The organism is Azohydromonas aeria (assembly GCF_009760915.1).
In the GTDB taxonomy this organism is placed as follows: Bacteria; Pseudomonadota; Gammaproteobacteria; order Burkholderiales; family Burkholderiaceae_C; genus Azohydromonas; species Azohydromonas aeria.
The window spans coordinates 40,679-53,941 of sequence record NZ_VIDQ01000011.1 but is presented as its reverse complement, the minus strand read 5'-3'; the positions used below and the strand labels follow the sequence as shown (position 1 = coordinate 53,941).

Here is a 13,263-nt window from a genome sequence, read left to right as displayed (position 1 = left end):
CCGCTGATCATAATGGCCGGATGACCGACACCCTCATTCAGGCAGGTTCCTTCGACGGCGCCGCGCCTTTGACGCACTGGGGCCTGGTGCGTGCGAGCGGCGAGGATGCCGCGACTTTCCTGCACGGCCAGCTCACGCAGGACGTGAAATCCCTCGACGCCGCCGCCGCGCGCCTGGCCGGCTACTGCAGCGCCAAGGGCCGGCTCCTGGCCAGCTTCATCATCTGGCGCCCCGCCCCGGACGAGGTGCTGCTGGCCTGCAGCGCCGACGTGCTGGCCCCGACCGTGAAGCGCCTGTCCATGTTCGTGCTGCGCGCCAAGTGCAAGCTCGCCGAGGCCGCCGACCTGCGCCTGTACGGCCTGGCCGGCGCGAGCGCCGCCGCCTGGCTGGGCGAGGCCGCACCGACCCAGACCTGGCAGCGCGCGCGCGTGCGCGACGCGGAAGCGATCCGCCTGCCCGACGTGGACGGCGTGCCGCGCTGGCTGCTGGCCGCCGCCCAGGCGCCGGAGCTGCCCGCGCTGTCCGAAGAGGCCTGGCGCTGGCTGGAAGTGAAGAGCGCCCTGCCGCGCGTGACCGCCGCTACCGTCGAGCAGTTCGTGCCGCAGATGGTGAACCTGGAGCTGCTCGAAGGCGTGAACTTCAAGAAGGGCTGCTATCCCGGCCAGGAAGTCGTGGCGCGCAGCCAGTACCGCGGCACCACCAAGCGCCGCGCCTTCCTGTTCGACGCGCAGGCCGAGGCCGCCCCGGGCCAGGAAGTGTTCGCCGCCGGCGACGACCCGTCGCAGCCCTCCGGCAGGGTCGTGGACGCCGCCACGCTGCAGGGCCGCACCGCGGCGCTGGTGGAGCTCAAGCTCGCGGCGCTGGACGCCGCCTCGCTGCACCTGCGCAGCCCCGACGGCCCGGCGCTGCAGCGCGCGGCGCTGCCCTACGACGTGCCGCTGGATGCCGCCTGACACCGCCCCCGGCGCCCCGGGCGGGCGCCAGCTGTTCGTGTATTACCGCGTCGCCGCACCGGACCTGGACGCCTGCGTCCGCACCGTGCGCACCTTGCAGGCAGGGCTGGCGCAATCCCATCCCGGCCTGCGCGGCACCCTGCTGCAGCGCCCGGAGGCCGATCCGGCCACCGGCCAGCGCACGCTGATGGAGATCTACGAGTCTCCCGGCGGCATCGACGCCGCATTGCAGGAGCGCATCGCGCAGGCGGCCGACGCGCTCCTGGCACCGTGGCTCGCCGGCCCGCGCCACGTGGAAGTCTTCGAAGCATGTGCCTGATCGCGCTGGCGCGGGACGCCCACCCGCGCTTCGACCTCGTCATCGCCGCGAATCGCGACGAGTTCCTGGATCGACCCGCCGCCGAGCTGCACCGCTGGAGCGACGGCACCCTCGCCGGCCGCGACCTGCGCGCCGGCGGCACCTGGATGGGTCTCACGCCCGCCGGCCGCCTGGCCATGCTCACCAACATGCGCCGGCCCGGCGCGGTGCGGCCGGACGCGCCCTCGCGCGGCGAGATCGTCCCGCAATGGCTGCACGGCGGGGCCGACGCCGCCGGCTTCTGCGCCGCGCTGACGGCCGCCGGCCACAACCCCTTCAACCTGATCGCCGCCGATCTCACCAGTGGCGAGTTCTTCTGGACCGGCACCGACCACCCCGCGCCGCATGCGCTGCCGCCCGGCATCCACGGCCTGTCCAACGCCGCGCTGGACACGCCCTGGCCCAAGACCGAGCGGCTCAAGCAGTCCCTGCACGACGCCCTGCGCCGCCACGACGGCGCCGACGCGCTGATCGACGACCTGCTGCTGGCGCTGGCCGACCGCACCCGCGCCCCGGACGAGCACCTGCCCAGCACCGGCGTGGCGCTGGAGGTGGAGCGCTACTTGTCTCCCGTGTTCATCAGCGAGCCGCACTACGCCACGCGCTGCTCGACGGTGCTGGTGCGCGAGCGCGCGGGCGGCCGGCTGACGGTGGTCGAGCTGACGCACGCGCGGGAACCCTTCCGAACCCGCGTGCGGTTGCCGCGCTGGCCGGCCGTACCGGCCGCGCTGAACGTGGCGGACGCCTGCGCCGCGCCCTGAAGCCGAAGTCCCGGATCAGGCGTCGCCCTGCCCCGGCCGCAGCGCCAGTGCCATCTCGATGTGCGGGATGCCCGCTTCCATGAACTCCTCGCCCCGCGCCTCGAATCCCGCCGGCAGGTAGAAGCTGGCCGCCGACTGCTGCGCATGCAGCATCACCTCGCGCGCGCCCTGGGCGCGGGCCGCGTCCAGCAACGCCCGCAGCAGCGCCTGGCCCACGCCGCGGCCGCGCCAGGCTTTCAGCACCGCCAGCCGGCCGAGCTTCAGCACCCCGCCGGGCTGCGGCAGCAGCCGGCCGGTGCCGACGGGCCGCCCTTGCGCATCGAAGGCGACGGCGTGCAGGCAGCCGGCATCCGCCGGGTCGCGCTCCAGCTCGGCCGGGATGCGCTGCTCCTCGACGAACACGGCGTGGCGTACCGACTGCGCCGCAGGCCCCAGCTCCTGCCAGCTGCCGGTGCGGAGCCGTGTTGGGTCCGAAGGGAAAATCTGTTCAGGGATATTCATGTACGTTGTTTCAAGGCAACTTGGACACTGTTTTCCGGCCTCAAAGGCCCCAGGCCTCGCGCAGCGCCTCGGCTGCGGCCTGCTGCGCTTCCCTGGCCTGCGGAATGGCCCGGCCCATCTTGATGAAGTCGTGCGTGAGCCCGCGATAGAGCTCCAGCTTGACCGGCACGCCGGCGGCGCGCAGCTTGTCGGCATAGGCCAGGCCCTCGTCCACCAGCGGGTCGCACTCGGCCAGGATCAGGCAGGCCGGCGCCACGTCGTCCACTTCCGCCTCCAGCGGCGCGAAGCGCCAGTCGCGGCGATGCCGATGGTCGATGTAGTGGTCGAAGAACCAGGCGATGGCCGCCGCGTCCAGCACGAAGCCGTTGGCGAAGAGCTTGTGGCTGGGCGTGTCGGCATGCGCCGTGGTGCCGGGCGTGATCAGCAGCTGCAGCGCCAGCCGCAACCCCACGTCGCGCGCATGCAGCGCGCACGCGGCCGAGAGCGTGCCCCCGGCACTGTCGCCGCCCACGGCCAGGCGCGAGGCGTCGAGGCCGAGCGCGGTGCCGGCATGCGCGGCTAGCCAGTGCATGGCCGCCCAGGCGTCGTCCACCGCGGTCGGGAAGCGGTGCTCGGGCGCGAGCCGGTAGTCCAGCGCTACCACCGCCCCGCCGCTGCGAGCGCTGAGCTGCCGGCACAGGCTGTCGTGCGTCTCCAGGTTGCCGATGACGAAGCCGCCGCCGTGCAGGTACAGCAGCAGCGGCAGCCGCTCGTGCGACGGGGCATAGAGGCGCGCCGGCAGCGGCGTGCCGTCGGCGGCGGGGATCGTGAAGTCCTGCACCCGCGCCAGCGGCGCGCGCGGCGGGTCCAGCACCTCGGCGCGCAGCGTGTAGGCCGCGCGCGCCTCGGCCGGGGACATGGTGTGCAGCGGCGCGGTCTTCACGCGCGAGATGCGCGAGAGCAGGCCGGCCATCTGCGGCGTCAAAAGGTGTGAGCTCAAGCGGGAACCGTCCGGGAAAGCCAGGGAAAAGCGACGGGCGGCGAGTATGCCCGCGCGCCCTGCCCTGCCGCCGCAGGCGCCCCGGAAAGCAAAAAGCCCGACGGTCCGGGTAGGACCGTCGGGCGGCATGCGGTGGCGGTCACCGCCGCATGGACTCACTGAAGGGCCGGCCCTGGTGCGCCGGCCGTCCACACCCCAAGCGGTTCAGTGAATCAATGGAACTGCTCTTCCTCGGTGGAACCGGTCAGCGCCTTGACGCTGGAGGAGCCGCCCTGGATCACGGTGGTCACGTCGTCGAAGTAGCCCGCGCCCACTTCCTGCTGGTGCGACACGAAGGTGTAGCCCTGCTCGCGCGCCTGGAACTCCGGCTCCTGGACCATGTTGACGTAGTGCTTCATGCCTTCGCCGCGGGCGTAGGCGTGGGCGAACTGGAAGGTGTTGAACCAGTTGATGTGGATGCCCGCCAGCGTGATGAACTGGTACTTGTAGCCCAGCGCCGACAGCTCTTCCTGGAACGAGGCGATCTGCTTGTCGTCCAGGTTCTTCCTCCAGTTGAACGAGGGCGAGCAGTTGTAGCTCAGCAGCTTGCCCGGGCAGGCGGCATGCACGGCCTGCGCGAACTCGCGGGCGAAGCCGATGTCGGGCACGCCGGTCTCGCACCACACCAGGTCGGCGTAGGGCGCGTAGGCCACGCCGCGGCTGATGGCCTGCTCCAGGCCGTTCTTGACGCGGTAGAAGCCTTCCTGGGTGCGCTCGCCGGTCAGGAACGGCTTGTCGTTGGCGTCGTGGTCGCTCGTGATCAGGTTGGCGGCCTCGGCGTCGGTGCGCGCCAGCACGATGGTGGGCACGCCCATCACGTCGGCGGCGAAGCGCGCGGCGATCAGCTTCTCGACCGCTTCCTGCGTCGGCACCAGCACCTTGCCACCCATGTGGCCGCACTTCTTGACGGCGGCGAGCTGGTCCTCGAAGTGCACGCCGGCGGCACCCGCGGCGATCATGTTCTTCATCAGCTCGAAGGCGTTGAGCACGCCGCCGAAGCCGGCTTCAGCATCCGCCACGATGGGCAGGAAGTAGTCGACGAAGTTCTCGTCGCCCGGGTTGATGCCGCGCGACCACTGGATCTCGTCGGCACGCTTGAAGGTGTTGTTGATGCGGCGAACCATCGTCGGCACCGAGTCGTACGCGTACAGCGACTGGTCGGGGTACATGGTCTCGGAGGTGTTGCCATCGGCGGCGACCTGCCAGCCCGACAGGTACACGGCCTCCAGGCCGGCCTTGGCCTGCTGCATCGCTTGGCCGGCGGTGATCGCGCCGAAGGCGTTGACGTAGCCCTTCTTGGCGCCACCGTTGACCTTCTCCCACAGCTTGCGCGCGCCTTCCTGCGCCAGCGTGTACTCGGGCTGCATGCTGCCGCGCAGGCGCACCACGTCGGCAGCGCTGTAGCCGCGCTTCACGAGCTTCCAGCGCGGGTTCTCGACCCAGTCCTTCTCCAGGGCGGCGATCTGCTGTTCACGGGTCAGCTTGGTCATCTTCTTTCTCCTTGCTTGGGGGGAAACAAAAGTGGCGAATCGATGGCTAAAGCCTAAAGGCAAAAGCGGTCAGTCCCATGACTTATGTCTTATATAAGACAACATTTTTTCTCCAAACAAATCAACAACTTGCGCTCTTCATCTCGCAATGCGATAAGCCATTTTCTGTAATGGGAAGAATTGCTGCATTGCATCAAGGCTCCACTTCACGATGCGAAATGCCGTTTTTCACCGTGCGAAGGCGTCTGCCCTGCCCGCTGCGATGGGCTCGGCCATACCGTGTTCGAGCAGCGTCGCCGGCGCACCAGACCGGCACGGGCTCAACCTTCAGGCCGATGCCGGCCCAGGTACCGCGACGCGAGCAGCGCCAGCGCCAGCAGTGCCAGTAGCGGCCGCAACGACACGGCCTGCCGACGCGGCTGCGCCAGCGCCGGGTCGCGCAGCAGCGCCGCCAGCGCGTCGGCGCCGTCCAGCCGCGCGTAGCGCAACCCGGTCTCCTGCGCCAGCCGCTGCAGGTAGGGCTCGCGCAGCGAGGACAGGTGCTCGCGCCCGGGCGTGGCGCCTAGGTCGGGCGGCGGCGCACGGGCGGCGTCCTCCACCATCTGCTCCCCTTCGACACTGCCGCTGCGCCCGCGGCTGTAGGGATCGGCCTGCAGCACCTCCGCCGCCCCCCAGAAGCCCAGCGGCCGCCCTTCCGGGTCGCTGCGCGGGATGGGCGACAGCGCCGCGCCGCCCACCCCGACCAGCCAGCCCCTGGCGTCCTGCGCCTCGCGGTCCATGGGCGGGCGGTAGCGCGGATTGAGCGGCGGCGCCTCGTGGCCGTCGGTGACGAACACCAGCCCCGGCTCGTCCGGCAGCGCGCGCGCCAGGCGCAGCGCGCCGTTGAGGCCCTTGGCCACCTCGCTGTTGCCGCTCCAGGCCATGCGGCCGTCGATGCGCGCGAGCGCCCCGCGCAGCTCCTGCAGGTTCGCGCACACCTCAAGCGGCGCCAGCAGCAGCACGCTGCGGTGCTCGGTGAACGTGCCCAGCCCGATGCGCGAGCCGCAGGGCAGCCGCCCCAGCGCCTCGTGCAGCGCCGACCGCGCCAGCGCCAAGCGCGAAACCGGGCGACCGTCGAGCCGCACGTCGATGACGTCCATGCTCTGCGTGACGTCGAGCACCACCACGGTCGCGAGCTGAGGCCGCACGAGAGAAACGTGTACGTTGTTCAAGGCCAGGGCCAGCAGCAGCACCGCGGCGGGCAAGGCGCGGCGGCCGGATCCGGGCAGCAGGCGGCGCACGCGTTCCCACACGGACAGGGCCCTCAGCCCGGACACGCCTTTCACGGCAGGCCCTGGCCCACGCCGCGCATGGTCGTCGCCGCGCGCTCGGCATCGCGCGGCGGCGCGGCCGGCGCAGCTTCGGCCTCGTCGGCGTCGGGCTGCAGCCGCTGCGCGCGCTCCAGGTTGTAGCGCGCGGCCCAGTGGCCGGGCTCCTGGCGCAGCAGCTCGCGCAGGCTCTCCTTGGCCAGCTCGACCAGGGCGATGGCCTGCCCGGGCTGCTGCCCGGCACGCAGCCGCTCGGCCTGGCGCAGCAGTTCACTCGCGGCATTGAAGCGCGCGGCCCGGCCCAGCGGCGTGGGCTCGGCCTGCAGGGCGCGCCAGCCGTCCAGCGCCGCGTCGCCCTGCCCGCCGGCCGCGCGCTCGGCGGCCATGGCGAAGCGCACTTCGGCCGGGAGGCTGTCCGGATCTTCCATTGCGCGCGGCCCGGCCGCGGCGATGACGCTGCCCTGTTCGATGGCCCGGTTCCAACCCAGGGCGCGCCACAGCGCCGCGGCATCCAGCGCCAGCGCCAGCAGCATCCCGGCGAGCAACAGCGGCAGCGCCCACCGCCGCAGCACGGACCTCATGCCCACCGCATCCGCTGCGCGCATTGCGCCCCCCAAAGCAGCAAAGCCGCGCCCAGCGCCACCGCCAGGCAGGCCGTGTCCAGCGGGCGCGGCGGCAGCCGCTCCTCGAAAGCGCTGGGCAGGTCGGCCTGGCGCCCCACGTCGGCCACGGCACGCTGCAGCGCCGCCGGGTCGCCGACCTCGTAGGCCTGGTACTGCGCGCCCAGCGTGCCGAGGAAGCGGTGCAGGAACACCTCCGGCACGTTCGACCCGGCGTCCGGATCGCTGCCCGGCGGCGGCAGCAGCCCCGGACTGCCGGAGGAGCGCAGGTACAGCCAGTACAGCAGCACCCGCTCGCGGCGCATGCGCTGCACGATGCGTTCGCCCAGTGCCGGCTCGACGTGGTCGCCGCCGTCGGAAACCAGCAGCAGGATGCGCGCACCGGCATAGGGGCGCTGCGCGAACTGGTCGAGCCCCGCCATCACCGCCTGCCCGATGTCGGTTTCGCCCAGGCCGCGGCCGAGGCTGCCGGCGGCAATGGCGGCCTGCAACGCCTCGGTTCGCGTGGTGAATCCGAGCACCGGCATGGGCAGGGTGCTGAAGGCGACCAGCGCGAAGCGGTCCTGCGGGCGCTGCGCCACGAAATTTGACAGCACCTCGCGCGCCACCTGGCGCTTGGGCCGGCCGCGGCCGCCTTCGCCCGTGAGACCGCCGTTGCGCGCGCCCTCGCCGCCGCCATTGCGGTTGCCGCCGAAACCCTGGTCCATGCTGCCGCTGCGATCCAGCAGCAGCACGATCTCGGCGCCGCGGCCCACGCGCTGCACCACGCGTTCCCCCTGCGACAGCCCGGCCAGCGCCAGCACCGGCGCGGCGATCGCCACCGAGCCCAGCACGCGCAACAGCAGCGCCACGATGTCCCCGGCGCGGTCCGGCGGCAGCAGCGCCAGCGCGCCGTGCAGCACGGGCCGCTCGCCCGGCCGCCGCCATGGCAGCAGCGCCAGCGGCAACAGCAGCAGCCACAGCGGTTGCGCCAGGGCCAGGCTCATGGCGCGCGGCTCCGGGCGGCGTCCAGGTCGCGTGCCCGGCGGCACAGCGCTTTCAGCCAGGCGAGGTCGCCGGCCGGCGTGTCGCCGGGTGCGAAGAAGGCTGCGCGGGACTGCTCGAAGAAGCGCTCCAGGTCCGCGTGCAGCGGTGCGAGTTCCGGGCGGCGCAGGAGAAAGGCGTCCAGTCCGGGCGCGAACAGCCGCTGCCCGGCGCTACGGTCCAGCGCCCGGTGCAGCAGCGTCAGGCCCTGGCGCCAGGCCGCCGCGTCCTGAGGCGTATCGGGCAGGCGGCGCAGCCCTTGCCAGGCTTCTTCAAACGGCGGCAGGCCGCGGCGGCGCGGCACGACGAGGCGCCGCCAGGCCAGCACGCCCAGCAATGCCAGCGCGGTCCCGCTTTCCAGGGCCAGCCGGGTCCCAAGCGCCTGCGTGTCGATCAGCGGCGGCGGCACGTCCGGCTGCAGCGCGCCGAAGCCGCGGCGCTCGGGCGCCGGTTCCGGCACCAGCGGCGACACCAGGATCGGCACGCCGTCCAGGCGCAGCTGCTGCGGACGCTCTCCACCTTCGAAGCGCAGCAGCACCGGCGGCAGCTCCAGCAGCGCCGGCTCCGGTGGCGAGCGCAGCACCTGGTAGCGCAGCAGCAGCGTCGATTCGCCGCCGGGCCGCCACCAGGGCGGCGCTTCCCAGCAGGCCTCGCGCAGCTCGACCGAGGCACCCGGGCGCGGCACCGGCAGCGAGGCGGCATCCAGCCGCAGCCCCGGCGGCACGCGGACCGCGGCGCGGCGCTCCACCAGGTCGCCGATCTGGTGGCCGTAGGTGCGCGGCGCGTCCTCGCGCCACTGCACCACCGGCGCCGCCTGGGCCGCCGCGGGCGCGGTGGCGGCCAGCAGCGCCAGCCCAAGCAGCCACGGCAGCGGCGCCTCAGCCTTGCAGGAAGTGGCGCGTGACGGCATCGGCATCGAAGGTCCCCTCGATGAACAGCGGCCGCAGCCGCGCCTGGGCAAAGCAGGCCTGCAGCGCCGCGCGCCGCTCCTGTCCGGAGCGGATGAAGCGCTCACGCAGGGACGGGCGCCACCACAGCAGGCGCCGGCCGCCGCTTTCGGCGTCCACCAGCGGCAGCAGGCCCGGGGTGGCTTGCGGATCGAACTCCCGGGCGTCCCACAGCACCACCGGCACCAGCCAGTGCGCGGCAAAGGCATCCAGCCACTGCCGCAGCTCGTCGAGCGGCACGTGGAAGTCCGAGGCCAGGAAGACCAGCGCGCGGGCGCGGCCCAGCCACTGCGCCGCGGACGGCAGCGCGCGGCTGCCCTGGCCGACCGGGTGCAGCGCGCGCAGCCGGGCTGCCAGTGCCAGCGCCCGCCCGGCCTGGCGCGCCGGCGCGTGAAACAGGTCCTCGCGCAGCCGGTCGTCGCAGGCGGCGCAGCCGAAGGCGTCGCCCGCGCGCCAGGCGCTCCAGGCCAGCGACGCGGCGAAGTCGGCCAGCACGTCGAGCTTGCGCCGCGGCGCGCCGAAGGCCAGGGAGCCGGAGACGTCGGCGACGAGCCAGACGGTCTGCGCGCGCGGCGGGCTGTGCAGCCGCACCTGCCAGCGCTGGAAGGGGTCGCGCAGCGTGGCGCGGATGTCGAGCCGGCGCGCGTCCGGCGCGTGCAGCCAGTCGGCATGGCCGCGGAACTCCAGCCCGCCCTCCCCGCCCGCCGCGCGGTGGCTGCCCGGGCGCTGCCCCTGGGCCGGGCCGGGCAGCCGGTAGAAAAACTCGGCCGGCACGCTTTCCAGGGGATTCACGGGCTCTGCGGCGTCCATGGCGCTTCGGGACGGCTCAGGTCGATTCAGGGCGCCGGCACGGCCTGCAGGATGGCGGCCGTGAGCGCCGGCACCAGCGCCGCGCGGCGCAGCTCGTACACCGGCTGCAGCACCAGCCGGTGGCCCAGGACGGCCTCGAACACCGCCTGGATGTCTTCCGGGACGAGATGGCCACGCCCGTCGAGCCAGGCCGCCACGCGCGCGGCGCGCAGCAGCATGCTCATGCCGCGCGGGCTGGCGCCGGCGAGCACCAGCTGCGACACGTCCAGCTCCAGCGCCTGCGCCAGCCGCACGCCGGCGTCCGCCGGCCGCTCGGTGGCGCGCCACAGCGCCAGCGCGTAGCGCTGCAGCGCGGGCGCAGCCTGTATGTGGTTCTGGAGGGCGGCCGACAGCGCGCCCAGCTCGCGGTGCGGCACCAGCGCCGCGGGCAACGTGTCCACCAGCGCGTCGGTGTCGTGGAAGCGCGGGTCGAACACCAGCGCGGCGCGGTCGTCGTCACCTGCGGGCGTGTCGAGCGTGACTTCCATCAGGAAGCGGTCGCGCGCCGCCACGGCCAGCTCGAAGGTTTCCTCGCGCTCAACGCGGTTGCGGTCGGCGAACACCAGCAAATGCGGCAAGCGGAACTCGCGGTTGAAGGCCGAGAGGCTGCGCTCGGCCATGGCGCGCAGCAGCAGCGAGTGCACCTGCGGGCGGGCGCGGTTGATCTCGTTGAAGAAGAACACGGACAAATCCTCGCCGTGCGCGATCAGCGGGCCCGGGTCCACGGCCGGGCGGCCGTCGGCGGCGATGTGGGTGTGGTAGACGAGGTCCGCCGGCATCAGGTCGATGCTGCCCTCCACCCGCGCGAAGGCGCCGCCCAGCACGCGCGCGAAGGCGCGCAGCAGCGTGGTCTTGCCCACGCCCACGTCGCCCTGCAGCAGCACGTGGCCGCGCGCGAACACGGCCGTGTTGACCAGCCGGATGGCGCGCGCCTGGCCCACCACCACGCGGCCGACCTCGCGCTCGATCGCCAGCGCCAGCTCGCGCTGCGCCGCCAGCCAGCCCGCGTCCACCGCCATCGCCGTCTCCTCGTTCGTTCTTCGACTGCCTTGAACGCCTCGGCGCCCGCGGATTCCCGCGCAACCGGCACCGTGGGGCCGCGGCCGGGTCAGGGTAAGCGCTTGAGCAGGCGCAAGCTGTGCGTCACGCCACAGGCCCACCATCAAACCTGCCAGCTTGCCGCAAGGGCGCGCGGCTGTGCGGGGCGGCCCCGGTGCGACCAAGCCCGAAGCGACCACCCGCCAGCGGCACCGTCGGGCCCGGGACTAGACTGGAACGGCCCGCGGCTGCGCGCGCCGCGCACGTTCGTTGAGAAGCCCATGACCATCGACCGCACCACCGACACCCTCGCCAGCGCGTCGCTCGACGCCCACTGGATGCCCTTCACCGCCAACCGGCAGTTCAAGCAGGCGCCGCGCATGCTGGCCCGCGCCGAAGGGATGCACTACTGGACGCCCGAAGGCCGGCAGGTGCTCGACGGCGTGGCCGGGCTGTGGTGCGTCAATGCCGGCCATGCGCGGCCGCGCATCGTCAAGGCCATCGCCGAGCAGGCCGCCACGCTCGACTACGCCCCGCCCTTCCAGATGGGCCATCCGCAGGCCTTCGAGCTGGCCGAGGAGCTCGTGAAGCTGACGCCGCCCGGGCTGGACCGGGTGTTCTTCACCAACTCCGGCTCGGAGTCGGTGGAGACGGCGTTGAAGATGGCGCTGGCCTACCACCGCGTGCGCGGCGAGGGCAGCCGCACCCGGCTCATCGGCCGCGAGCGCGGCTATCACGGCGTGAACTTCGGTGGCATCTCGGTGGGCGGGATCGTCGGCAACCGGAAGCTGTTCGGCACGCTGCTCTCCGGCGTGGACCACCTGCGCCACACCCACGACCCGGCGCGCAATGCCTTCAGCTTCGGGCAGCCCGCGCACGGCGCGGAGCTGGCCGACGACCTGGAGCGGCTGTGCGCGCTGCACGACCCGAGCACCATCGCGGCGGTGATCGTCGAGCCCGTGGCCGGCTCCACCGGCGTGCTGCTGCCGCCCGTGGGCTACCTGCAGCGGCTGCGCGAGATCTGCGACAAGCACGGCATCCTGCTCATCTTCGACGAGGTCATCACCGGCTTCGGCCGCACCGGCAACCCCTTCGGAGCGCAGACCTTCGGCGTCACGCCCGACCTGATGACGGTGGCCAAGGGCCTGACCAACGGCTGCGTGCCCATGGGCGCGGTGTTCGCGAAACGCGCCATCCACGACGCCTTCATGCACGGGCCCGAGCAGCTGATCGAGTTCCCGCACGGCTACACGTACTCAGCGCACCCGCTGGCCTGCGCCGCCGCGCTGGCCACGCTGCAAACCTACGAGGAAGAACGGCTGCTGACCCGCGCTTCCGAGCTGCACGAGTATTTCGGGCGCGCGCTGCATTCGCTCAAGGACATGCCGCACGTGGTGGACGTGCGCAACGTCGGGCTGGTCGGCGGCATCGAGCTGGCGCCGCTGCCCGACGCGCCGGCCAAGCGCGCCTTCGGCGTGTTCCTGGACTGCTGGGAGCAAGGCGTGCTGATCCGCACCACGGGCGACACCATCGCGCTGTCGCCGCCGCTCATCATCGAGAAGGCCCACATCGACCGCATCGTGGACACGCTGGCCGGCGCCCTGCGCCGCGCGGCATGACTGCCGATACCCCTCTCAAAACCCGCCCGCCGGTCGTGCTCGTGCCGGCATGCAACCGGGTGCTGGGCGAGCACCCCTTCCACGTGGCCGGGGCCAAGTACGTGGCCGCCGTGCGGCTGGCCGGCGCGCTGCCGCTGGTGGTGCCCGACGCCTCGGCCGGCGAGCTCGACGCCCTGCTGGGTCTGGCCGACGGCGTGCTGCTCACCGGCTCGCCGTCCAACGTGCACCCGAGCCATTTCGGCGAGGCGGTGCGCGACGCGGCGCTACCGCTGGACGCGGCGCGCGACGCCTGGACGCTGCCCTTCATTCCGAAGCTGCTGGCGCGGCGGCTGCCGCTGCTGGCCATCTGCCGCGGCGCGCAGGAGCTCAACGTGGCGCTGGGCGGCAGCTTGCACCAGGCGGTGCAGACGCTGCCCGGCCACCTCGACCACCGCGGCCAGGGCGAGACGGCACAGGCGCAGTACGCCCCGGCGCACGAGGTGCGCGTCGAGCCCGGCGGGCTGCTGGCGGCGGTGGTGCGCGAGGAGCGCTTCCGCGTCAACTCGGTGCACGGCCAGGCGGTGAACCGGCTCGCGCCAGGGCTGCGCGTGGAAGCGCGGGCGCCGGACGGACTGATCGAAGCCTTTTCGGTGCCTGGCATGGAATTCGCGCTGGGCGTGCAATGGCATCCGGAGTGGCGCGCCCGGGACAACCCGGTGTCGATGCAGCTGCTGCGGGCTTTCGGACTCGCCTGCGCGCAGCGCGCGGTGCGCCGCTACGACAGACAGGAGGAATAGCCT

14 protein-coding genes are annotated in these 13,263 nt (G+C 73.0%); 5 read left to right on the top strand and 9 right to left on the bottom strand.

Translation table 11 applies throughout. The annotated features are described in order from the left end of the window. Positions 1 to 20: 20 nt before the first annotated feature. From ygfZ to FJ694_RS08935, 3 genes are read left to right on the top strand one after another with little or no spacing between them, the layout of a single operon-like run. Complete coding sequence (gene ygfZ, locus FJ694_RS08945) at positions 21 to 953, top strand: CAF17-like 4Fe-4S cluster assembly/insertion protein YgfZ (protein ID WP_157266239.1); 933 nt, start codon at positions 21 to 23, stop codon at positions 951 to 953. Further along, the gene (locus tag FJ694_RS08940) at positions 943 to 1,272 is read left to right on the top strand and encodes a DUF4936 family protein (RefSeq protein WP_157266238.1); all 330 of its coding nucleotides are present in this window, start codon (positions 943 to 945) and stop codon (positions 1,270 to 1,272) included. Before ygfZ ends, FJ694_RS08940 begins: the two co-directional genes overlap by 11 nt. Continuing rightward, positions 1,263 to 2,072: an NRDE family protein gene (locus tag FJ694_RS08935; protein ID WP_157266237.1), complete on the top strand. Its 810-nt coding sequence runs from the start codon at positions 1,263 to 1,265 to the stop codon at positions 2,070 to 2,072. The genes FJ694_RS08940 and FJ694_RS08935 overlap by 10 nt, the downstream gene beginning before the upstream one ends. Positions 2,073 to 2,087: 15 nt before the next feature. Here the strand turns inward: FJ694_RS08935 and FJ694_RS08930 are convergent, their stop codons facing one another. The 9 genes from FJ694_RS08930 to FJ694_RS08890 form a co-directional block, all read right to left on the bottom strand. Beyond that, entirely contained in the window at positions 2,088 to 2,573 is a 486-nt protein-coding gene (locus FJ694_RS08930; RefSeq protein WP_157266236.1) for a GNAT family N-acetyltransferase, read from the bottom strand. Positions 2,574 to 2,613: 40 nt separating this feature from the next. Further along, positions 2,614 to 3,525 carry an alpha/beta hydrolase gene (locus FJ694_RS08925; protein WP_157266306.1) on the bottom strand — a complete coding sequence of 304 codons (912 nt, stop codon included), beginning with the start codon at positions 3,523 to 3,525 and terminating at the stop codon, positions 2,614 to 2,616. A 239-nt stretch (positions 3,526 to 3,764) separates the two neighbouring features. Beyond that, positions 3,765 to 5,081: an isocitrate lyase gene (gene aceA / locus FJ694_RS08920; protein ID WP_157266235.1), complete on the bottom strand. Its 1,317-nt coding sequence runs from the start codon at positions 5,079 to 5,081 to the stop codon at positions 3,765 to 3,767. 320 nt (positions 5,082 to 5,401) lie between these two features. Then, complete coding sequence (locus tag FJ694_RS08915; protein WP_157266234.1) at positions 5,402 to 6,406, bottom strand: vWA domain-containing protein; 1,005 nt, start codon at positions 6,404 to 6,406, stop codon at positions 5,402 to 5,404. After that, on the bottom strand, positions 6,403 to 6,969 hold the full coding sequence (locus tag FJ694_RS08910; protein ID WP_157266233.1) for an MxaK protein: 567 nt from the start codon (positions 6,967 to 6,969) through the stop codon (positions 6,403 to 6,405). The genes FJ694_RS08915 and FJ694_RS08910 overlap by 4 nt, the downstream gene beginning before the upstream one ends. Continuing rightward, a complete protein-coding gene (locus tag FJ694_RS08905) occupies positions 6,966 to 7,994 on the bottom strand; it encodes a vWA domain-containing protein (RefSeq protein ID WP_157266232.1) in 1,029 nt (342 codons plus the stop codon). The genes FJ694_RS08910 and FJ694_RS08905 overlap by 4 nt, the downstream gene beginning before the upstream one ends. Continuing rightward, positions 7,991 to 8,947: a nonribosomal peptide synthetase MxaA gene (locus FJ694_RS08900; RefSeq protein ID WP_157266231.1), complete on the bottom strand. Its 957-nt coding sequence runs from the start codon at positions 8,945 to 8,947 to the stop codon at positions 7,991 to 7,993. The genes FJ694_RS08905 and FJ694_RS08900 overlap by 4 nt, the downstream gene beginning before the upstream one ends. Next, a complete protein-coding gene (locus tag FJ694_RS08895; protein ID WP_157266230.1) occupies positions 8,910 to 9,770 on the bottom strand; it encodes a DUF58 domain-containing protein in 861 nt (286 codons plus the stop codon). Before FJ694_RS08895 ends, FJ694_RS08900 begins: the two co-directional genes overlap by 38 nt. Positions 9,771 to 9,814: 44 nt before the next feature. Beyond that, on the bottom strand, positions 9,815 to 10,846 hold the full coding sequence (locus FJ694_RS08890; protein WP_157266229.1) for an AAA family ATPase: 1,032 nt from the start codon (positions 10,844 to 10,846) through the stop codon (positions 9,815 to 9,817). A gap of 300 nt (positions 10,847 to 11,146) precedes the next feature. Between FJ694_RS08890 and aptA the strand changes: the two genes are divergently transcribed. Further along, positions 11,147 to 12,484, top strand: a complete 1,338-nt coding sequence (gene aptA / locus FJ694_RS08885; protein ID WP_157266228.1) for an omega-aminotransferase AptA — start codon at positions 11,147 to 11,149, stop codon at positions 12,482 to 12,484. Beyond that, positions 12,481 to 13,260, top strand: a complete 780-nt coding sequence (locus FJ694_RS08880; RefSeq protein WP_157266227.1) for a gamma-glutamyl-gamma-aminobutyrate hydrolase family protein — start codon at positions 12,481 to 12,483, stop codon at positions 13,258 to 13,260. The genes aptA and FJ694_RS08880 overlap by 4 nt, the downstream gene beginning before the upstream one ends. The last annotated feature ends 3 nt before the right edge of the window (positions 13,261 to 13,263 follow it).